The sequence below is a fragment of the Rhizobium sp. M1 genome, from assembly GCF_002531805.1.
Lineage (GTDB): Bacteria > Pseudomonadota > Alphaproteobacteria > Rhizobiales > Rhizobiaceae > Rhizobium > Rhizobium etli_C.
The window spans coordinates 1-20,428 of the sequence record NZ_NWSW01000053.1 but is presented as its reverse complement, the minus strand read 5'-3'; the positions used below and the strand labels follow the sequence as shown (position 1 = coordinate 20,428).

Genomic DNA, 20,428 nt, shown 5'->3' with positions numbered 1-20,428 from the left:
TTGGCCGATCAGCAAAAACAGCTCACCGTACGCTCACAGATATTCGAAGTCGGCATCCTCCGACATCGCCTCAAAGACACGCCACCAGACACCCTTTTGGCTCTAGCGGCTGAAGCGGCGAAACACGCTGTTGCAATCACCGAATACCTCCGGCAGATCGCGCCAGGGTGAACCCGTCCGCACGATCCACAAGACCGCTTCCACAAACATGCGATTGTCACGTCCAGACGAACCGCGCGTGCGATCGTCGCCAATGATATGACGAGACATCGGCTCCCACTGGTCATCTCGAAGAATGAGACGATCTAAAACACCCATGACTGCCTCCAAAAGACAGTCTTGAATCTGATTTGCTCACCTTTGGGAATCCCAAGAGTCCACGACTCCTAAAGGGCCTTACGCCTTACGAGTTCATCTGCAGACAATGGACTTTGGAGCCGGATCGATTCATCATCGACCCCATCCATCAAATGCCGGGACTAAACATCTAGGCGATGCCCTTACCTCTGAACGGCGACAGCCATGAACAGCGTTTCCAGTCTCAGCGACTCGACCCCATTTTCGCGGAACCTGATCGTGATGTCAAAAGGCTATTTCCGAGCCGAATGGCAAAAAGGATCGGCGCGATGGAACGGAGGCGCGGAGAGGACGGGCTTAGATTCAGCAATCGAAATCAAAGCATGCGCGCCGGCGGCTCGAATACCCACATGGCATTGAGCGGGAAAACCCAACGAGGGAGTTTAACACAGACCCTACTGTCGAAGCAAAGCGCATGCAAATAGACTTGGCGTCGCTTCCGACGAATCGCTCGAGCATCGAGCGAGATCAACGCCAACCAAAGATCGAAAAATTGCGCAATCGGCGCGTATTGTTGATCAGACGGAAATTCGAGTGAAAAACTAAGTTGTGAGATTGCGGGTGTCTGCACACCGACGACAGCGCGTCGGCTGCGACAGCTATCACCAATACTGCTAACTACTGGTCGGGGGCGTCATAGACAAACCCAGCTCACTTCACGGGCTCCGCGACATCACTGATACCTCTGTCGCTCTCGTCGTCATCGGGGATCATTCGCTGCAGGAGCCGAATAAGATCGCGCGTCGTGCCGTTCGGAAGTCTCCTAAGAATCCTCGCCAGTGTGAGACAATCCTCGGCCTCCTCCGATGTGCGGCCCCAAAGATGTGGCGCAGCTTCAAAGATCATATCGATAGGCATGAAGCCAAGAATCTCACACAGATGGATCATCCGAGTAACAGTCATTTTGGAAAATGCCCGTTCGTAGCGTCCGTATACAGGGATGGACAGACCAAGCATTGGAGCAACGTCTGCGCGAGACAGGCCCTGCGCTTCGCGTGTCTTTTTCAGGAACGCGCTGATCAATTCCTCCATGTGACCCAACGATGTAATTTCGCCGCCGAAACCTGGCTTTCGATAGATCGCCTTGTCAACCTCCGGATCGGCGGTGCTGACGAGGCCTCTCGAACTTCTGTAGCTTGCTAGATCTTCCGTCACCGCACGTCCCTGTTTTCCTGCCACTCGTTGTAGGCTTGAGCCAACCTGAACCGATTTGAACCACTTGTCATCGCCACACTACAACCGTTTTAAATACCCATTTTGGGCATTTTTTGCGTTATAGCAAATATTTGAGAGTTTAGCCAAATTGCTTCATGAATGCATTCAAAGCAGTCTCGCTAGACCGGTGGCCCAGTTCCATGAAAGATGAGTCGGCTATGGCCGCACCCGCCACTGAATCATCTAGGTTGCGTCGAATTTGAGCGAAAATTCACATTCAATGCTCAACATCTTCTAAGCGGTCTTCGTTGAGGACGATAAGACATAATCCTCGAAAACCGATCCATTTCCCCGTCCCACGATATCCCATTTGGCTAGCTGGGAAAGCTCCGCCGTGCTGGAAATCACTCAGCCAAGAACCCATATCGGTTACCGCTCCCGCTAGCGTGTAGGTTCGATGCTCTCTGAAAATTCCGGCATCATGGAGCAAGTGCCACAAACGTGAACTTTGCTAAATGAAGCCGCCACCTTATCGCATCCACACAAAGGGCTTGAAATAGTCGACCGGGAGGGTTATATCATTGTAAGCAGCAGACAACGAGGCTTCCGAAAGGTCGCTGTTGCAGGTGCAACCTTAGAGATCAGTATACCACGGTAAGGCACACGCGTTCGGCGGAAACGCCATGGGAAGGCTCCTCTAGGGGGCTTTTTTTGTTTCTAGGGCACCCTTATTTGCTGGAAATGAGCCTTTTTTACGAGTTGGCAGACGCTACACCTTCGCTTGATGCGGCTGAAATTAATTCTTTCTGATCAGCGCTTTTTACCACCAGTTCTACGTTGTGTTCGTCTGATCTGCTCGGCAAAAGATAATGAACAACAAGATCATTAAGGCCAGAGGTCAGGACAGGGCCTGAACGGCAAGGTTACCTGCCCAGTAAGGCATACAGAGGTAGGCACAAGATGCTCGAACGTGAATCTACCTTGCGGATGTTCGATTGTTGGGAACGAGTCGTTAATAGTCGTCATGAGGCGCGGTCACCCGAAGACAGCTCTCACGATCTGGACCCCTTCACTGAACTGGATTATAAATTGCGCTGGGTAGTCTGGCTCTGAGACATTGAATTTTCTCCCGATATAAGGGCACGGGTTTGACAACCTTACGAAAGTGCTAACCCCTGAACGTGGTTTCGTTCTCCTGGTAAGGGTTCTTTCATGTTCAAATCGATACGAATAGAGCACTGACCTTTCGCTTCCGTCCTTACGACGGAGTTGTCTGCTTATGTCTCGCGTATCGACCGGAAGCCTGAACATGCTGCAGGAGCGAATTCCCATCCTGAGACCGAATTCCTACGACGCCTTCTCCGCAGGAGACCGGAGGTTTCGAAGTACGACCAGTGCGCCTGGCCTGACGCGAGAGAGGCTTCGGGCAGCCGAGGACGACACCTACGGCCTGTTCGTCGACTTCCGTTGGCCCAAGAACGTCGGGAAGCCATATTGCCCTCGCTGCGGCTGCCTGGAGCCGTACGGCGTCGTCGTTCTGATGCTCGGAGCCGGAATGCCGCGCCGAATTGTCGGTTTTCGCCAACCGCAAGCTTTCATTCAAGAAGATCATCATGGCAATCTGAGAGGAGGCAATCTGGGAGGAGATCACGGCCGCCAAGGGCATGGCGGCGCTCCATCTGAGCCGCAAGGTCAACGTCCAGTACAAGACCGCCTACTTCCTGCTGCAGAAGCTCCGGGAGGCAGCCGACCTTCGCCGTGATGCGATCAAGCTGCACGGTACGGTGCAGATCGACGGCAAGTATGTGGGCGGCGTCCTCCGCAAGGTGACAAGAAGGAAGAGCGCAAGGACGGGCGCAAGAAGGAAAATCAGAACGGCAAGCGCATGTGAGTTCTGGCGCTGAGGGAGGCCAACCGCCATGCAACGAACAGAACGGTGACGCGGGTGATCCTGGACGAGAACGGCAAGGATGCATGGGCGGCCGTCGCCAAGCATGTCGAGCCGAAGGCGCTCCTGATCGCTGACGAACACAAGGCGCAACCAGGGCTTTGAAAGAAAGCGCTGTATAGATCCACCTGCTCCGCCCTTTTAGTCCGCTAGCAAAAGGCGGTAGGGGACCGACTTCTCGAAGCGGTTTCCTGCCGGCCGACAAGGGCTACGGCAGCGCTGAAATCCTCGCCAAGCCGGTCGAGTGTAAGGCTTCGGCAACATCGCGCCGAAGAACAACTGGAAGGGCTCAGTCGTCTTCTCACGCTGGGTCTATCGGCAGCGTAACCTCGTGAAACGTCAAAAGCATCGGTTCGATCGTAATTGACGCAAAGCTGACAGTCGTGTGCGATCGCGCACATTGACAGGCTGGCATGATGCAAGCGCCGACGTGCATTGTGACCTCAACCCAAATCACTCCAATGCTGGGTTGGCCTTCGGACGGATCGCTCGCAAGGTTGACGCTGTTCAAATACTAGGCGGAGTGGCACAATCCGCGACTCCCGACACACGGTGAGCACCGGAAGGCGCCTTCTGTCGCCATTGAAACATTCACTAACAATGATCTGGTGGCACACCAATTGCTTGTAGGAGCCCAGATCTCTGCCGGCAATGGTTCCGGTCCAAGCTCCAGTGGCTACTATCGACGATGACCAACACCTTTAGATGTAAGGCCCATCTTCGCCCATGTCGTACCGTACGAACGGAGCTCGTCAGCGATCATCACGCGCGGCGGCGTGCAGCCGATCCAAAGAGCTTTGTCACCAGCCACTGCTCAGCGCGGGAGCCTCTTCAGCTTTGGATCAAGACGTTGAGAGCGATGCCATTCTGGCCGACAGCGCCGCCGGAGCCAATGTTCTTCGCGCGCGATCGAAGTAACCGACGTTCAGATGTCATGTCGCCGCGAATGAGACTGCTTCAAGGGATTCCAGTGGGAGATCGCCTTGCCGAGTTAAGGCTCCCACTGGCACACCGTTTCATTGGTCACGCCGGTGCCGCATGTTAGCCGCCGCAATCCGCTAAACTTAACGGTGCCCTAGAACCTGAAGAGACACAGCGAAATCGGCCTTTTGTTTGGCACCGGTTGGACTAGGCCCGTTTTCGTTTTCGTCTCAAAAGTGGAGATGCGATATGATTTCGAATCACCAAGCCGACGTGGTTGGCGATAGCGACAAGCTCATCGAGCAAGCGCTGCGAGCTGCCATGGATACTGCTCTAAGTCCGGCTGCGCCGGCTCACCTGCGTGGAGCGCTGGACGCGGCAGTGTTTCCAGGGGGCTCCCGGATGCGCCCCAAGCTCTGCTTGAAAGTCTCCTATGTGTGCGGCGAAAAAGATCCTGAGCTGGCGACAAGAGCCGCGGCAGCAATTGAATTGCTGCACTGTGCCTCGTTGGTGCATGACGACTTGCCTTGCTTCGATAACGCGGCGCTACGCCGCGGCAGACCAACGGTGCACCGGCTTTTCGGAGAGCCTATCGCCGTTTTGACCGGCGATGCCTTGATTGTGATGGCTTTCAAATACCTCAGCTTGCAGGCTGCGCTAACACCTGAGTTGGGCGCGCGCATGATCGAGGTGGTTGCGGAGGCGGTCGGCCCCAGTCACGGACTGATCGCCGGACAGTCGATGGAGGCAATGACGCACGTCCCAATCGACCGCTATCACCATTACAAGACCGGCTCCCTCTTTGTCGCGGCGGCTACTTGCGGTGCCCTGGCAAGTGGTGCAGATCCGGCCCCATGGTCTAAGGTGGGGGAATTGCTCGGGCACGCGTATCAGATCGCCGACGACATCGCAGATACAGTCGGCCGCGCAGAAGTGCTTGGCAAATTGCCTGCCGTGGACACGCAGCTGAATCGACCCAGTATCGTTCGCGGCCAAGGATTGGACAGCGCAGCCGCCAGATTTTATGCGTATCTCGAACAGATAGGTGACACCATTCCTGCCAGCCCTCAAAAACGGTCCTTCGTTGACTGGCTTAATCATGCACTTTGCAAAGGCGTGGCTGGACCGGGAAAAGCCGGTCTGATTCAACAAACGGCGCTGGATTGCGCGCCTTTGTAAGCCCGAGTTACGGTACGCATAACCTAGCCGGCGGCATCACTACCGCTTCATCGTCAACAACTGCTTCATGAACACTTCGTTCCCTGCATCGAACCGCTGGGCCGGCCGACAGAGCGGGCGACGCCGGCATCATCCGACTGGCGGATGCGCGGAGGGCAACAAGTGCGCGGAGGGCAACAAGCGCGCCTGGCGCAACGTCGCCAGATCAGGTGAGCCGGTGCAAAAGCAGGCGACGGCCAACTGGCGGATGACGACCTCGAAATGCGCAACGACCGCTTCGGTCGATACCGTAGCCGCCGGCAGCACGCCGGCTGCCTGTCCGGCAATGTCCGCACCGAGGCGAATGGCTTTGGCCACGTCGACGCCGTCGCGGATCCCGCCGGACGCGATAAGCTTCACCGTTGGCAGTGCCCGACGGACCGCCTGCAAGCTGGCCGGTGTCGGGATCCCCCAATCGGCAAACGCCATCGCCACTGCACGGCCGGCGGCATCGCGGGCGCGCTCGCCCTCCACCGCGGCCCAACTGGTGCCGCCGGCTCCGGCGACATCAATCACCTCAACACCCGCCTCGACGAGCGCGCAGGCCACCGAGGCGGACAGGCCCCACCCGACTTCTTTGGCCACGATCGGCACGCCCACGCTACGCGCGGCGCGAGCCACCTGCGCCAGTACGCCGTGCCAGTCGCGGTCGCCATCCGGCTGTAGCACTTCTTGCAGCGGATTGAGATGGACGATCAGCCCATCAGCCTCCAGCGCATCGACAGCCCGGCGCGCCAGATCAAGGCCGTCGGCCTCGCGCAGTTGCGCAGCGCCGATATTGGCCAGCAAGGGAATGTCAGGCGCCAGGCGGCGTAGGGCGCGCGTCAGCCCCTGGGAATTGCGCGATTGCAGGCTCACGCGCTGCGAACCGACGCACATGGCGATCCCCAAGGCTTGCGCCGCCTCGCTCAGGTGCCGATTGATGGCCTCTGCGCGTGGCATTCCGCCGGTCATGGAACTGATCACCAGCGGCGCACGCATGGGCTTGCCTAACAGCGATGTGCGCAGTTCGATCTGCGTCAGGTCCAGCTCGGGCAGTGCGCAGTGTTCGAACCGGATTTGCTCCCAGCCGGCAGCGACCGTGGCTGGCGCCGTTTGCCGATCCAGCACGAGGTCCAGATGGTCGTCCTTGCGCCGGGTCAGGGCGTCGTCGCACCCGCTCGCTCGATCCGCCGTATTGGGCGTTGGCGTTGCGTCGGATCGGACCGAGGGCGCCGCGCGCACGCCGCCGCCTCCCGCGCGTTCACGCCGGCGCACGCTGGCCTCCCCCCGCCGCATCGTTGCCGTAGCGGCTGATCGAGGTCTGGTAGTACTTCGCGCGAATGACCGCCATGGCCTCGATTAACGGTCCCCATGGTGCAGGAAAGCGTTCTTTCACCATCACTCGGTGCAGCATGCGCGCATGGCCGACCAGCTCGTCGTTGAGGAAATCCTCCACAGGCATAGCCGGATAACGCTGCAGGAGCAGGATGGCAGCGTTGTCGGCCTCTCCCGCCGCCCTATCCTTGGCGCATCCATGCAGATCGTTCTGCAGGCGCCCTATCGTGGAGATGAGCCGCAGCACCTGGCGAAACGCCGGACGCGCGCGCAGGGTCGCCATGTCCAGCCCCCATAGCAACGACAGGCAACAGAACACGTTCGCGTAGGCGATCGAATCGATGGAATTGTGCAAGTATTCGGCGTACGACCAGCGTTCAGCCCCCGCCGCCTGCGCGTGTCCGGCGCGCAGCGCCGCGCAGTAGCACCGGGTATCGTTAAGAAGCTCAGTATAGTCGCGCCTATCGTAGGCGAGCGCGGCCAGGGAAGCGCGCAGCACAGCGCAGCCCTCGAAACCGGGGATCGCGCATGGCACGCCCTGCCCCAGCGCCTGCTCCACCGCGGCCAGCTGCTCCGGCGCGATCAGGCCAAGGTCGTTGCAATCGTCGAGCCAAAACAGTAGCGCCAACTCGCGATAAAACGCCACGATCAGCTTTTCGTCCTGCGGATCTCGGCCGGTGCGGGCGCTGATATCGTGCAAGCTCGGTTGGATACACTGCAGGATGTACTGTCCGCCCCTAACTGCTTCTACGGCATGCTCGTCGGCGAATCCGGTCAGGGAACGCCCCCACTCCAGTACTTGCTGCAGCGCGCTTTCGGTCGGGATCATTGCGCTATTCCTCCTGCTACCTCGGTCGGGATGCGCCGCCCCCAACGAAGAGCCAGCCACAAGCCGGCGAGTTCGATCACGCGCACGACCCGGGTCGGGCAATACAATTCCTTGCCGATCCACAGCGGCGTCTGCGGCAATTCATGCGCCTCATGGCGAGCGAGCATCCACTCCAGCGCGTGCGCGACCGCCAGCGCGATGCGGGCGCGCCCTGTCGGCTCTTCACGCCCATCCATCACGTGCAACGCGAACAGCGCATAGGCGGTTTCCTCAAATGTTGACGCGCGACCCGCGCCCCAGCCGCCGTCGTCGCGCTGCGCCTGCAACAGCGCCGCCAGCGCGCGCTCGTCGCGCCACTGGGGCGCGCCTTGCGCGAGCGCAGCGATTGCATGCGCGGTGGGATACAGCCACGAAACATGCCATTTGTCATTGTCCCATAGACCGTCCGCGTTGCGATTGGCCTCAAGGTAAGCGCTGGTACCGGCGGTGGGCTTTCCCAACAGTCTGAACGCATGCAGGGCGTGGATGTTGGTCGACACCGAGGCATTGCGCTCGCCGGGGAAGGTAACGAACAGCCCGCCGATTTCGAAGTGGCGCAACGCGTCGGCAGTCGGGTTGCGTCCTGCTAGGCGCAGGATGCACAACGCAACAGCAGTGTCGTCCGCATCGGCCGCGAAGTGCAAGGCCGGACCCAGACCGCGCACGCCCAGACAGGCATCGAGCTGCGCGACGATCACGCGCACCGCCTCGGCGAGCGCGGGATGCGAAAACAACCCGGCCAGATGCAGAGTGTACAGCGACCAGCATGGCTCGAACACGTTGATCGGCCAGACGCTGGGAACGACACCTTCGATGCCGCTGCGCGCCGCGCGCGATGCGGCCTGAAGATACCTGTCGGCACGCTCGACCTGTGGCGCGCTCGCCTGTGTGAGGGCGTGCGCACGCCACGCGGCGGTTGCCGCCGGGCTGATGCCGATGCTGCCGTCGTCGTCCAGGCATGCCGTGGTCGGCGACGTCCCCCAGGCTTCCCAGGAGTGCAACAACGGATGGCCGCTCGGCAGCGGTCCCACCGTCCCCAACTTAACCAGGCACGCTTGCCGCAACGGCAACAGCGCCGGGTAGCGCGGAAACACCACGTCGCCCACCAAGGATGTGGCCTCGCCGGAGATCTGCGGCAGGATCAGCTCCGCGCCTACCGGCGCGTCTTCCGGCACCGCATCCGCGTAGGGATCCGGCTGGCGCTCGAGGAACCGCGTTGCAGCCTGAACTGCGTCCGCAGCGCCGGGAAGAGGATCGGCACGCCGCAATGCAAGCAACGCCGCCCACGTGGGTACATGGCGGAACAGTGGGAAGTCAGCACTTCCCCACCCGCCATCGGCCTGTTGCTGCGCCATGAGCCACGCGTGTCCGTTCTGCCGACCGGTGACGTTGCCGCTGAACTGCAAAACGCGCGCCGTGTCGTAAACGGACGGACTCACGCTGCCGCCATCGCGCGTCTCGTTCAGCAGGTGGCGCAATTCAGAAAGGATCTGTTCGGACAGCGCACTCATGCGGGATGTTCCCTCTGCAGGCAGTTGACGAGAAGCGCGGCGAAGCGCACTTATGCTGGCGGCGGTCCGCCGGGCAGCGCGGCGGACCGCGGTGGGCAACCGCTCCGATCTGCGCCGTGGAATCGAACACAATGTAGCATCTAGCGGTGCCGCAGGCCGATCGCAGCGGTACGGCGGCGCCTCCGTGCGGACCGGCGCCAATGCGCACGGCGCGTGCTTGAACAGATACCCTTTTGGCCCGCTGCACGGCCTGCGCCAACCGCTCCGCACGCGGGCGCAGCGAGATGATGGCTTCCTCGGCCTCTGGCCATAGGCCCGGCACTGACTGGGGCGCTGCATGCAGCTTCGTGATCGGCACGCCGGTTGCTTTCTTCTCCGCCGCATGCTTGCCGGGGGCTTGCCCAGCGTCGCGTCATCCGCTGGCGTGTCATCCTCGACCACCTACAATACGCCGAAACAGGCGCGATAGCGATCCAGTGCGCGGTACAGCGTAACGCGCGGCATCCTCCGCGACGGCGCATAGCGCGCCCATGCCTATGGACGCGCGCACCGGCAATCCGCCGCACGCCTGCGCGCCCGATCCGCCGAACGGGGAAACGCCAGTTCGGTCGTCGTTTAGCGTGGAACCCTTCTGCATGTTGTTCATCTCCTTCTACCTGACAGAGAATGCCGCGGCGAGCGGCGAGCCGCCGCGGTGCTGCCGGCGTCGCACCGCGCGCGCGCGCCGAGTGCAGCAATGCCGCCCATCGTCGTCGCCGCTGCCTCTTGACACGGGGCAGAGGATCCCAGCTCATGAGAATCCGATGCGGACTGTCATGGACGGATGTGCGGTCGGGTAATAGCGCCGGCCTTTTTCGACGCCGCTCATCAATCGCGGCCGCACCCCGGCCTCCTGCATGGTCAATGCCAAGGCGATGCTGAACTGCACCAGCTCCAGCCATACAAGGTGATAGCCCATGCAGACGTGTGGGCCGGCACCGAACTGCAGCATGTCCACCGGCCGGATCGGCTCCGTGCGTTGCAGCCACCGCCCCAGACGGAACTGATCGGGCGCTTCGTGCAGCAGCGGCGAGGTCGAGAAATGCAGTAGTGGGATGCACAAATGAGTGCCCGCAGGAATGCGCCGCTGGCCGAGTTGTAATTCCTGCATCGCGCGACGCGGTACGAGCGAGGAAGCCGGATGCATTCGTAGCGTCTCCCGAAACAGCGCCTCTGCGACCGGACATTGCGCCAGGTCCTCGTGCCCGGTCGGCACCGCGCCCACGCGTTGCGCCTCTTCGACCAGGGCGTCCCACAGCTCTGGATGCTGCGCCAGCTCGATCACCATCCAGGCTATCGTCGAGGCGGAGGTCTCGTGGCCGGCAAGCAGCAGCAAGCGGATATTGGCGACCAGGACGTCATCGGAGAGCGCGCCATCGCTGCAATCGAAGGCGCTCACCATGTCGTTGATCAACCCGGTGCGCGCGGCGCGCGCGCGCGCGTCCCGGATGAACTGGCGCGACTGCGCGTCGATCCAATCGCGGGCGGCGCGGCCGCGTCGCAAGGGCATCCCCGGCAGGTCGATCGGGGGCGCGACCATCAATTGTAGCAGTTGCCGGTACTTGCGATGCCACTCCGACAGGTCTTGGGCGGGGATGCCCATGAGACTGAAGGTGAGTTTGAGCATCAGGTTGCGGGTGTCTGGCAGGATAGCGACTTCACCGCGGTCGCGCCACGCCTTGACCTGAGCCCTAATAATTGGTTCGAACAGCTCGCCGATGCCGGCCTCGGTCAGACCCCTCGGCAGAAACGCCGCTTTTATCCCATCGCGCGCCTGCCGGTGCGCGCTACCGTCCAAAGTGACCAACGTTCCGCCAAGGATGTCGGGCGCCATCTCTTCGATCAGGGCCGAGGACACTTCCTTGTGCCGGAGCAATGCGAGCGCATCTGGATCCAGGCATGTCATCAGGTGTCCGGCCGGGCCGAAGTCCAGCCAGAAGTGGCTGCCTAGGGTCCTTTCCGCGCGCCGCAGCAGGCGCGGCAGATCGCAGACGATGGCGGGAAGATGCCCGACCAGGGGGAAAGCGCCAGGCATGACCGGGATGTCGTCCCGTAGCCGGCGCCAGCGGTTCAGCGGGTTGAGCAGCATGTCCATCACCAATGCGACGCTGCGGTTGCTTCGGCGGCGTCACCGGCCGGCCGAGCCGCGCTGTTGCCACCGTCGGCGTAGGTTGGAACATGCGCCAACATGCCGCCGTCGATGCACACCACCTGGCCGGTGATGAACGCAGCCTCCTCCGAGAGCAGGAACGCGACCAGCGCGGCTACGTCCTCGGGGCGGCCGACGTGCGGCAGGAGCTGGTGCCGGTGTAGATGCCGTTGCATGCACTCGTCCAGCTTGGCGAAGAGACGTTCGGTCATGACAAGACCTGGCGCAACCGCGTTGCAGCGGATCTTCGCGTGTCCGTATTGGGTGGCAAGCGAGGCCGACAGCATGTTCATTGCGGCCTTCGACGCGGCGTATGACGTCAGTGCGGTGTCGCCGCTGAGCCCTTGGCACGATGACATGTTCACGATCGCGCCACCACCACGGCCGATCATTTGTGGGATGGCCTGCCGGCAGCAAAGGAGCGTGCCGCGCAAATTGGTCGCCATGGTCTGGTCCCAGACCGCCACGTCCAGGTCGAGGATCGCGCGGTCGTGCGGAGTCAAATGCATGGCGCTCGCATTGTTCACAAGCACGTCGACCCCACCGAAGCGCCGCTTCGCCGTTTTGAACAGCTCTGCCACCGCCTGCGCATCTGCGATGTCCATGGCCACGGCCAGCGCTTGGCCCGCTTCGGCTGCGATCTGTGCGGTGCAGGCGATGGCAGCGGGGCCATCAATGTCGGCCACCACCACTCTGCCGCCCTCGCGCGCGATGGCGAGGGCGCATGCCTTGCCGATCCCGGCGCCGGCGCCGGTCACCACGGCCACCTTGCCTTTAAATCGTTCCATCATGTTCTCCTGGATTGCGTAGGTCTTTCGCTGCATGTCGCTCAGCGTCTGCCGGAGAGGGCGTAGGGCCGGGGTTGGTGCAATGGTCATCGCCGGCTTCGCTTTCGATCACCCGAATGGCCGCGACCGGGCACTGGCTGGCTGCTAGGCGCACGGCGGCGTGCAGCGCCTGCGGGACCGTCGCCATGCACACTTCCGCCACGCCGTCCGGCTCGCGCTGACGAAAGGTGCCCGGCAGCGTCAACACGCACTGACCAGTGGTTCCGCACAGGTCCTGGTCGACCACGACGCGAACCTCAGCCGCCGCCTGCGCGTGTAGCCGCACCGGCAGCGCGCGGAACGTCCTAAGGAACGCTGAGGGCTCCCGGGTCGGCTGCTCGGCCAAGGCCAACGTGGGGAAGCGAGCCTGGATCTGCGGCAGGCTCTCGGCCAGTTGCACCCTGGCGAGTTGAGCACCTAGGCAGAAGTGGATGCCGTGGCCGAAGCTCAGCATAATCTTTCCGTCGCTCGACATGCCAGGCCTGGTGCTGTAGAACCGCACCGGATCGAAGCGGTCGGGATCAGCGAAAGCGTCCGGGTCGCGATTGCCCGCCGCGATCAGCACGCGCACGTCCGCGTCCTTCGGGATCACCACGCCATGCAGTTCGATGTCGCGCTGGGCGATACGCGGAATGGAGCTGAACATGGCCGGCGCCTCGCAGCGCAGTACTTCTTCTACAAATGCCTCCACCCCTGCGGCGTCTCCCTGCAGCCAGTGCCGCTCCTCGGGGTAGGCCAGCATCGCCAGCACCGCATGGTCGATAGTCGCAGCAGTGGTGGCGAAGCCGCCCAGCAACATGCCCCACAGCATGCTGATCAACTCCGCGTCCGAGAGCGTATCGGCGTCGTCGGTGTGTGCGCCGACCAGTGTCGACACGATGTCGCGGCGAGGATCGGCGCGCTTGCGCAGTATGAGGTCGCCGAAATAGGCCTTCACCCTGGCGCTGGCCACGTCCGCCGCGGCGAGCTGTGGATCGCTGGCGTGCGGGCTCAGGCCTTCTAGAATGGCGCTGACGATCGCTGAGAGCTCGAAAACGTCGTCTTGGGGCATGCCGAACAATTCAGCGAAGACAAGCATGGGCAAGGCCAGTGCGAATTCCCGATGCAGGTCCACCGCCTCTCCTCGCTCCAGTGCGGGCGCCATGCCATCCAGGCGAGCTGCGACGATGCGCGCGATGCTCGGCCGCAGGTTGTCGATCTGGCCCACGGTGAAATCGCGCGAAATCAGCCGGCGCAGACGCGTATGCGTCGGTGGTTCCTTCATGGCTAGCGTAGACGCCAGCAGATTGAGCGACAGGCTGCTCGCCGCACGCGGGAAATAGCGCGCCAGTTCGGATGGCGCCGGCCCCCGAAACGCATCGCCCGTAGCCTTGAACGCCCAGTAGATGTCGGCGTGGCGGCTCAACAGAAAGAGGCCCGACGCCGCGCGGTGCACCGGATCGTGCTCTCGCAACCACCGCATGAACGGGTACGGGTCTTGGATGCATGCTGGCGACGCCAGCTCGGCGAAGGCGTCGTGGCATGCTGCCGTGGTGTCTTGCACGTCCATCTTGATTACCTGTCGAGTGGCTGATCTGACCGGTGCGCGCCAGGCGCCGCCAAATGAGAAGATTGCGATGCCGGGGGGCGTCCGCACCAGAGCACCGGCATCTCCTCGAACCCGCCGGTGATGATCTCCTTGCGCAACTTCAGTTCTTCGGGCGCCACGGCCAGGCGCAACGCGGGAAAGCGCTGGAAGATCGAACCGAATATGGCCTTCAGTTCCAGCCTCGCCAGCGCCGCCCCGATGCAATTGTGCTGCCCGTAGGAGAACGCCAGGTGGGGATTTGCGTCGCGTCCGATGTCGAAGACTTCCGGGTCTTTGAAATGGCGCGGATCAAACGAGGTCGCCGGCAGGCCGACCAGTACTTTGCTCTCCGCGGGTATATGCACGCCCGCGATGGTAACGTCGGTCCGGGGATAGCGCATGATGCCGTCCCACCCCGCGCCAGGCGAATACATGCGCAGTATTTCTTCCACCGCCTTGTCCACCAGGGAAGGATCACGGACCAGGCGTTCGCGCTGCTGCGGATGGCGAAACATGGCCAGCAGGCCGAATTCGATCTGCGCGACGGTGCTCTCGTGCCCCGCCACCAGCACGCCCGCCGCGAGGCCGATCGCCTCTTCCTCGGTCGCTTTGCCCTGGTCGACCGCGGCTAGCAGATCCGTCAGCAGGTTATTGCCCGGATCCTGTCGCTTGCCCCGTATTTTGCCGTGGATGTAGGCGCGGATCTCTTCCCAGGCCAGGCCGGACGCGCTGCGCGGGCCGCTTTCATGCTGGTGCGTCATCACCTCGTCGGAGAGCCCTGCGAAAAAGGCGTGTTCCTCGAAGGGCACGCCCATCAGCGCGCTGATTACCTTGGCCGGAAGCGGAAAGGAGAGATGGCGTCGCAAGTCTGCGGGCTGGGGCTGAACCGCCAGCGTATCGAACAACTGCACGGTGATTGCCTCGACCTGCTGCGTAAGCAGCTTCACCCTGCTGTTGCTGAAGGCCGGCGCCACGATCGTGCGTAACCGAGCATGCTCGTCCCCTTCGTGCGAGACCAGCCATCCCGGCGAACCGAGAATGACCGAATCTGGGGTGAAATCCGCCGGAGGCATTCCCGCGGGCCGGAATGCCGCGTCAGACAGCACCGCCTTGGCCTCGTCATAGCCTGTCACCCACCAGCATTCGTGCCCGGACGGAAGGCGCACGCGGTGGATCGGACCTTTGGCGCGTAGCGCCAACATCTCGGGCGAGGGCTCGATGTGATCGACCCGCCACATCGGCAGCGTCGGCAAGGATTGTTCGGACATGGTGACGCTTCACTCTTTAAGCCCGGAAGGGGCGGAAGATGACGGGCAGACTGCGGGCAGCAAATGAGTTAAGACAGCGTGTAGACGACGTCCTCCGCGGCGATTGCCAGCGCCAGATCCTCCGGCCGCACGAACGGCGGGGGGAAGGCACGTCCCAATTTCAGGCGCGCCAGCGCAGCGCCCACGCACAGATGCGGCCCTTGGCCGAGCGGCAGGTGCGGGTTTTGCAGCCGGTTGAAATCGAACATGTCGGTAACGCCATAGGTCGGCCGACCGTAGGAATTGGCGCAGCAGGTTCGACCCCACCCGCCCACCGACCCGTCCGCAAACATAACTTCCAAACCAGTCCCACACCCCCGGCTTCTCGCCTGGCTCAAGGTCCGCCGCTTTGGCTGTACCGCTCGCGACGTGTGTGGCTCGCAAACGAAGAATTCTAGATCGCATCCAACACTCCTCACATTTTCCCGGCGCACAACCGAGCCACTATCATTGCCACAGCAAACCATCGGACCTCACGGGACGCGAACAGCGACGCGCCGCCCGAAGACCATCGCGCTGCGATTGGCGACATACCGTGACCAGAGCAAATCGCGTGCCGAAGTGAATTCGTGGGCTCCGCAGGCATTTCGTAGCAGCGCGTAGTGTCAAGCTCCCGCCATTCAGTCTCAATGCCGACAACCGCGGAGTACATGTCTGACAAAAGCCTGCTCTAACGCCAATCTGCGTCCGACAGTCGGCGACCTGCATGGGATGCCCCGAGGCGAGCTTTCGTGCAACAATCCGCGCCATCTTCGACGTCGAAGTTGCCCCGCCAGTTTTCGTCCCATGGGCGGGAACGTCGTCGACCGCGCCGCCGCGTTAAAAGCGCCGGCTTTGGGTAAATCTGACTGGACCCGCCTCGACCCTCCGGTAATAAAGTTTGCGGAGCTTATTTCCGCCAAATGCAAGTTCCGAGCTTGCAGTCATCTCGTTGACGTTGTTCTCAATGTTTCCACCCCCGCGCTTACCGAGACGGTCGAGCTTCTCGATCGGCGTAGGTCCAAAAGGCAACGGGAAACGATCAAGTTTCGAGGCATGTTCTCTTCCGGAAACATGTCATCTAATCAGAAGCGGCGGTCGGCAGCAGTCGCCTTAGTCGGAGGCCTTCTAAACCAGACGATGCCCGATCCATGCCGAAGATGAAGCAATCGGGAGACCAATGCAGCATCTCATGGACCGCCGCACCGTGGTGAAGAAAGCGGTCCTCGGTTGCTGGAGGTTGTTGAATAGTTCCATGACATCGAATTGAGCTTACGCCTGATGAATTCGGTCAATACCTACACCGCTAAGGGGTGCGCCGTTTACGCCTTGGGTCAAGCTTGGGGACGTTGGACTGCTCTGTTTTATCGCGATCACGTTTTTGTGGCTCGTCTGCCTGCCGAGTTCCTGAATGTATCGACTCGCTCTCGCGCGTGGGCCGGAAGGACATAAATAGCAGGCTCAAGAAATAAACGGCCTGAAGGAAAACCGAAGCCGCTAAGGTTACGGCGAACGCTTTGAAGATGGAAAGCGAGGCGGCGTAGGCCGAAACAGCGCTGGTGCACGTGACCAGCAGCAGGATGCAAAAAAAGGTTCTAAAGGGCAAGGTCTTGCTCCCGTTCGTTCGTCCAATGTTTCAACTGCGTCGACGCCGACGATTTCGCCCCGTTCGTCTACGCTATGAACGTGCATGACTTCGCCGAGAGCAGGCGTTGAAACAGCGTCTGCAAGCAAAGCGGGTTGCGCCGTCGACAGCGATCAACTACTTCGGCATTCAGCTGGTGCCATAGGTTGCCAAAAGCCGGGTCAGCGCGAACACGCCAAAATGGCGACTTTTTCCTTCGCGGCTTCCAACTCGGCAAATGCACTGAACGTCTTCCGCCCTTCAGTGTTGACCTTTGTCCAGTTGAACGGGAGGCCTTCGGCAACGTAGTGAACGCCGCTTTGAGGCGTCAGCTTTCCGTTTCTCGAGCCCATGTCGGCACGCTCGCGGACTCTGAGCGAATCGGCGCGACCTGGATCCTATCATTCGTCATTGCGCTCATAGGAGCACCGGGGAGCGGCGATCAATACGCACTTGCAGGCTTTCCAGTGCGCCCGCAACGATGAGGCCCTTGTTCGCCACTCGGTCCATCGGAACAAACACAGGATCAAGCACCGGCCGGCAACATTGAAAACGTCGCGCGGCTTCCGTCATCGTTATTGACGGTGAACGATAAGGTTTACTACCGTCGCCTCCCAAAAGCGCTATCTGCCCGGCAAGAGGGATCGGGTACCCGTCAAAGATCGTGAAGGCGGTTAACCCAACTCGCAAAGCTTCTTCCCCAACAAATAGCGAGTGCATGTCGTCGAAGCGGATCATCTGAATAAGATCACTGCCAATTAAACCGGAGATCGATGCAATGCTGTTGCGATCAGGGAGCTCAGCGGCGCGAAAGATCGCAGTTTCCGGCTCCAACAGATACACAAAATTTTCCATATCCTTGCCTTCTAAATTCTTGAAAAGAGCCCGTGCCCAGCTGCTTTTGACGGGAGCGAAAGCGAGTCGTGCATCAACTCGGGATAGCGACAACGCGCGGCAATATGCAGATTTCAGCGTGCTGTGTAAATGGTCCTGCGCCAATTCGGTTCGGTTCAGTTCAAGTCACGCTCCGGACGTGTCGCTCCACTGTCGCCCATCTGGTTGACGTTATTGAGATATTTGAATATGCGTGGTTTTATTCCGGCCCGCCCCCATACCAATTCCGCGCCAAACATGTACGCGACGATGTTGGACCATGCCAGCAGCCGCGCAGTGACTAAGGCGAGTTCAGCAATCGAACGCGGCGGCCATCGGCGTCGCCGCTCGTATGGCTCGACATTTGTCCCAAATTTGCGGAACGGGATCCCGACCTTGGGCAGGCTATGCAAACGGGTGCGTGTTCCAAGTTTGACGAGAGCTGTACGCTGTACGAATACCCCGGCAGAATTGGAAATCATCTCCCATGCTGCAGACGCGAGAAGCTGACGAGTGGAGCTTCTATCAAGGCACCCCTTACGACGCTGAAAGCAGAAAGAAAATTTGCAATCGGCAAGTTCCATCCGAGCATCACGACATTTGGCTAGCGCAACCGGGGCAACAGCCGCGCTCACTGTTGGCTGACTTAAAGTGTGCTGAGTGCCGCAGTCGCGAGTTCGCGCTCGGTCCCCAGGCGTTTTTGGTGCCGCGTTTTTAGTGCTATTCAAAACGCGGATGACGGCATCCAATCAATCTATTTTCCTGATTAGCGACCTTGGTGCATGACCAAAGCGTCTAACCAAACAAGGTGATCGCGACGTCAGCGGAGAACGTAAAAAAATGCAATAGATAGGAAGCGGCAGATTTTATTGCGTATCCCGGAGAGATACTGCCGCCGCCATGTTGCTCGCTATGGCGGCGGCCCTCGGAGTGTGGCGAACAGGCCCGGTCTCCAACTACTCTGAGGACTATCGAAGAGACATATGATAACTCTCATCGACGGCTAAGGCGTCGTTGCGCAGCAGTTGATCTTCGATCTTCCCTCAGATTGCCGCACTCAGACTGCTCAATCGGCGCCGCAGATTGAAAGCCTGCGTTTGTCCGTTTGACGACAGCGGGAGGCGGGATCGCCTCCCGCTGCACAGGCGATCGAGTGATTGAAAAGCCGGCTTCAATTGTCACTTGCTCAAGTTGGCACAACCTTTGAATGTTCGCCTTCCGGGGACCAAAGCAGCCAACTGAATTCGATTATTGGAGAAAGCGACGAAGCGCATGCCAAATGTGCATCACATCGGGGTCTTGACGGTAGCGGTACCAACTGCGGACGCCGCACGTCAAACCGGCATAGCCGTCGACCACTGCGACGATTGCCAAACACTCTATTTCAGCCGACCATGCCAGATGGGTCTCAAGTTATTTGATGACTATGTGCTCTTCCGCTTTTTTTCGCGCGCACTTGAAGAAATTGAGATGGGGATTGCCACCGCGACCGAGGCAACCGGCCTTTCGCTTAGGGAGCTGCGGGATACAACCCGCAGTTTCCCGGCAAGGCTTATCCGCGCCTTTGCCCTGCAAGAGGCGAGTGATTGCGTGCCTGATGCGGAGGAGCAACTGTTGCGCGACATGCTCCTAGCGCATGTGCGGCCAGGCGACCCTGAGGGCGCGCGTTTTGCTAAGATCATTGCGCGACGTTCCATGCGTGAAGACCACCTCTGGCGGGATCTCGGCTTGCATGACAAAGCCGAACTTAGGAGATTGCTGTTCGCGCATTTTCCGGCGCTGGCGGCAGGCAACACCAGCAACATGAGGTGGAAAAAATATTTCTACCGCAAGATTTGCGAAGCTGAAGGCTTTTCCCTTTGTAGCGCTCCCAGCTGCAAGGAATGCGGCGATTTTAATGAATGCTTTCTCCCTGAGGAAAGCGGAAGTCTTTCTGGAGCGGCAGAGTTCGTCGGGCGCGAGATCTTGAAAACGTAAAGGCCACAGATGCAATCTTGGCGGGCTTGTCCGGCGACGTTGAACCGATACGGGGGATTATTGCTCCCGATGTTGCGACTGTGCGGGCACGCGCAAATGCCACTTTCCTAAATATGAGCGGTGATGTCGTCGTCGGATAATGATCATCGGTCCATTCTATAGCGCCTACTAAAATTGCCTTAAGCTCTTCGCCATATTCGATTACGCGATCTACAATTTGTCGGAGCTGAGCGTGCGGCCGGAAAAAAGCATCCGCGACTAGCGCTTTAACTTGATAGCTTGCTCACGATCTTTGCTGTAGCCTTCGAGCATTTCCTCCAGAATTTGGCCCGCTGACGATCGAAACCGGCTCCGTTGTCAATCTCGCCAATGGCGGAACAATCCGGGCCTGCAAGACTGCAGCTGCCAAGCTGTCGGCATTCCTCCTATTTGTTCATGGAGACAGCATAACAGCGAGCTTGTTGTAAGCGACAATCTCTACTGTGCCTTCATATGCGTTCTGCTGATCATCCGGCCTTAATTCCGACGCGCGGTGCGAAGCCGATCGGCCGTCAATGCGGTACCGATCTGTTTGGCTCTACGATTTGCCACACTACTTCTGTCCCTCGCCTGAGATGTAAGGATACGGACGAGATTTGTTGATCTTTGACGCAAGCGATTTCCAACCGACAAGACCTCGCAGCCGCTTCGTCCAGTTTGGCGGTTTCGAGACAAGAGTTTGTCGATCCCGCCTTCGAAAGTTTGGAATTAAATAGCTGAAGATCAGCAAAACAACTGATTTATATGCTGCT

Annotated in this window: 17 protein-coding genes and 4 pseudogenes; 6 read left to right on the top strand and 15 right to left on the bottom strand. The window is 60.3% G+C overall.

All coding sequences use genetic code 11. The annotated features are described in order from the left end of the window. Positions 1-36 precede the first annotated feature (36 nt). Positions 37-318 (bottom strand): annotated as a pseudogene (locus tag CO655_RS30790) (transposase); the annotation flags it as partial. A gap of 62 nt (positions 319-380) precedes the next feature. On the opposite strand from CO655_RS30790, the pseudogene CO655_RS30785 reads away from it, so the two are divergent. After that, positions 381-491 (top strand): annotated as a pseudogene (locus CO655_RS30785) (IS481 family transposase); the annotation flags it as partial. A 517-nt stretch (positions 492-1,008) separates the two neighbouring features. Here CO655_RS30785 and CO655_RS30775 read toward each other — a convergent pair. Next, the gene (locus CO655_RS30775; protein WP_010069248.1) at positions 1,009-1,512 is read right to left on the bottom strand and encodes a helix-turn-helix transcriptional regulator; all 504 of its coding nucleotides are present in this window, start codon (positions 1,510-1,512) and stop codon (positions 1,009-1,011) included. Between the two features lie 1,664 nt (positions 1,513-3,176). On the opposite strand from CO655_RS30775, the gene CO655_RS30765 reads away from it, so the two are divergent. The 3 genes and pseudogenes from CO655_RS30765 to CO655_RS34565 form a co-directional block, all read left to right on the top strand. Beyond that, complete coding sequence (locus tag CO655_RS30765; RefSeq protein WP_050566460.1) at positions 3,177-3,416, top strand: hypothetical protein; 240 nt, start codon at positions 3,177-3,179, stop codon at positions 3,414-3,416. A gap of 32 nt (positions 3,417-3,448) precedes the next feature. Next, on the top strand, positions 3,449-3,565 hold the full coding sequence (locus tag CO655_RS33670) for a transposase (protein ID WP_008536526.1): 117 nt from the start codon (positions 3,449-3,451) through the stop codon (positions 3,563-3,565). Positions 3,566-3,651: 86 nt separating this feature from the next. Continuing rightward, positions 3,652-3,800 (top strand): annotated as a pseudogene (locus CO655_RS34565) (IS5/IS1182 family transposase); the annotation flags it as partial. Positions 3,801-4,169: 369 nt separating this feature from the next. Here CO655_RS34565 and CO655_RS34560 read toward each other — a convergent pair. Next, a pseudogene (locus CO655_RS34560) lies at positions 4,170-4,379 on the bottom strand (IS6 family transposase); the annotation flags it as partial. Positions 4,380-4,630: 251 nt separating this feature from the next. Here CO655_RS34560 and CO655_RS30760 point away from each other — a divergent pair. Beyond that, positions 4,631-5,560, top strand: coding sequence for a polyprenyl synthetase family protein (locus tag CO655_RS30760; protein WP_008536525.1), 930 nt, complete (start codon positions 4,631-4,633; stop codon positions 5,558-5,560). Between the two features lie 129 nt (positions 5,561-5,689). On the opposite strand, the gene fni is transcribed toward CO655_RS30760, so the two are convergent. The 11 genes from fni to CO655_RS33665 form a co-directional block, all read right to left on the bottom strand. Further along, positions 5,690-6,823 carry a type 2 isopentenyl-diphosphate Delta-isomerase gene (gene fni / locus CO655_RS30755; protein WP_176539340.1) on the bottom strand — a complete coding sequence of 378 codons (1,134 nt, stop codon included), beginning with the start codon at positions 6,821-6,823 and terminating at the stop codon, positions 5,690-5,692. A gap of 19 nt (positions 6,824-6,842) precedes the next feature. Continuing rightward, positions 6,843-7,745 (bottom strand): hypothetical protein, encoded by a 903-nt coding sequence (locus tag CO655_RS30750; RefSeq protein WP_097667780.1) that lies wholly within the window; start codon positions 7,743-7,745, stop codon positions 6,843-6,845. After that, entirely contained in the window at positions 7,742-9,295 is a 1,554-nt protein-coding gene (locus tag CO655_RS30745) for a hypothetical protein (protein WP_085739649.1), read from the bottom strand. Before CO655_RS30745 ends, CO655_RS30750 begins: the two co-directional genes overlap by 4 nt. Before the next feature lie 790 nt (positions 9,296-10,085). Then, positions 10,086-11,429, bottom strand: a complete 1,344-nt coding sequence (locus tag CO655_RS30735; RefSeq protein ID WP_018247208.1) for a cytochrome P450 — start codon at positions 11,427-11,429, stop codon at positions 10,086-10,088. Then, on the bottom strand, positions 11,429-12,271 hold the full coding sequence (locus CO655_RS30730; RefSeq protein WP_018247209.1) for an SDR family oxidoreductase: 843 nt from the start codon (positions 12,269-12,271) through the stop codon (positions 11,429-11,431). Before CO655_RS30730 ends, CO655_RS30735 begins: the two co-directional genes overlap by 1 nt. Then, positions 12,258-13,859, bottom strand: a complete 1,602-nt coding sequence (locus CO655_RS30725) for a cytochrome P450 (protein ID WP_097667779.1) — start codon at positions 13,857-13,859, stop codon at positions 12,258-12,260. Before CO655_RS30725 ends, CO655_RS30730 begins: the two co-directional genes overlap by 14 nt. Positions 13,860-13,864: 5 nt before the next feature. Then, positions 13,865-15,145 (bottom strand): cytochrome P450, encoded by a 1,281-nt coding sequence (locus CO655_RS30720; RefSeq protein ID WP_097667778.1) that lies wholly within the window; start codon positions 15,143-15,145, stop codon positions 13,865-13,867. A gap of 68 nt (positions 15,146-15,213) precedes the next feature. After that, the gene (locus tag CO655_RS30715) at positions 15,214-15,393 is read right to left on the bottom strand and encodes a cytochrome (protein ID WP_085739701.1); all 180 of its coding nucleotides are present in this window, start codon (positions 15,391-15,393) and stop codon (positions 15,214-15,216) included. A 1,576-nt stretch (positions 15,394-16,969) separates the two neighbouring features. Further along, the gene (locus CO655_RS30700) at positions 16,970-17,140 is read right to left on the bottom strand and encodes a CCE_0567 family metalloprotein (RefSeq protein ID WP_085739651.1); all 171 of its coding nucleotides are present in this window, start codon (positions 17,138-17,140) and stop codon (positions 16,970-16,972) included. A 64-nt stretch (positions 17,141-17,204) separates the two neighbouring features. Further along, a complete protein-coding gene (locus CO655_RS30695) occupies positions 17,205-17,642 on the bottom strand; it encodes a protein psiB (RefSeq protein ID WP_085739652.1) in 438 nt (145 codons plus the stop codon). A gap of 155 nt (positions 17,643-17,797) precedes the next feature. After that, positions 17,798-18,244, bottom strand: a complete 447-nt coding sequence (locus tag CO655_RS33665) for a hypothetical protein (protein ID WP_176539339.1) — start codon at positions 18,242-18,244, stop codon at positions 17,798-17,800. Between the two features lie 688 nt (positions 18,245-18,932). Between CO655_RS33665 and CO655_RS30685 the strand changes: the two genes are divergently transcribed. Continuing rightward, on the top strand, positions 18,933-19,637 hold the full coding sequence (locus CO655_RS30685; RefSeq protein WP_085739653.1) for a nitrogen fixation protein NifQ: 705 nt from the start codon (positions 18,933-18,935) through the stop codon (positions 19,635-19,637). Between the two features lie 592 nt (positions 19,638-20,229). On the opposite strand, the gene CO655_RS34180 is transcribed toward CO655_RS30685, so the two are convergent. Next, a partial coding sequence (locus CO655_RS34180) for a hypothetical protein (RefSeq protein ID WP_210201036.1) occupies positions 20,230-20,428 on the bottom strand: 199 nt, incomplete at its 5' end.

Coding starts and splice junctions, on each gene's coding strand:
- CO655_RS30765 (WP_050566460.1), top strand. CDS start 3,177: ATGGCGGCGCTCCATCTGAGCCGCAAGGTCAACGTCCAGTACAAGACC.
- CO655_RS30760 (WP_008536525.1), top strand. CDS start 4,631: ATGATTTCGAATCACCAAGCCGACGTGGTTGGCGATAGCGACAAGCTC.
- CO655_RS30750 (WP_097667780.1), bottom strand. CDS start 7,745: ATGATCCCGACCGAAAGCGCGCTGCAGCAAGTACTGGAGTGGGGGCGT.
- CO655_RS30745 (WP_085739649.1), bottom strand. CDS start 9,295: ATGAGTGCGCTGTCCGAACAGATCCTTTCTGAATTGCGCCACCTGCTG.
- CO655_RS30735 (WP_018247208.1), bottom strand. CDS start 11,429: ATGGACATGCTGCTCAACCCGCTGAACCGCTGGCGCCGGCTACGGGAC.
- CO655_RS30730 (WP_018247209.1), bottom strand. CDS start 12,271: ATGGAACGATTTAAAGGCAAGGTGGCCGTGGTGACCGGCGCCGGCGCC.
- CO655_RS30725 (WP_097667779.1), bottom strand. CDS start 13,859: ATGGACGTGCAAGACACCACGGCAGCATGCCACGACGCCTTCGCCGAG.
- CO655_RS30720 (WP_097667778.1), bottom strand. CDS start 15,145: ATGTCCGAACAATCCTTGCCGACGCTGCCGATGTGGCGGGTCGATCAC.
- CO655_RS30715 (WP_085739701.1), bottom strand. CDS start 15,393: ATGTTCGATTTCAACCGGCTGCAAAACCCGCACCTGCCGCTCGGCCAA.
- CO655_RS30700 (WP_085739651.1), bottom strand. CDS start 17,140: ATGGGCTCGAGAAACGGAAAGCTGACGCCTCAAAGCGGCGTTCACTAC.
- CO655_RS30695 (WP_085739652.1), bottom strand. CDS start 17,642: ATGGAAAATTTTGTGTATCTGTTGGAGCCGGAAACTGCGATCTTTCGC.
- CO655_RS33665 (WP_176539339.1), bottom strand. CDS start 18,244: ATGGAACTTGCCGATTGCAAATTTTCTTTCTGCTTTCAGCGTCGTAAG.
- CO655_RS30685 (WP_085739653.1), top strand. CDS start 18,933: ATGCCAAATGTGCATCACATCGGGGTCTTGACGGTAGCGGTACCAACT.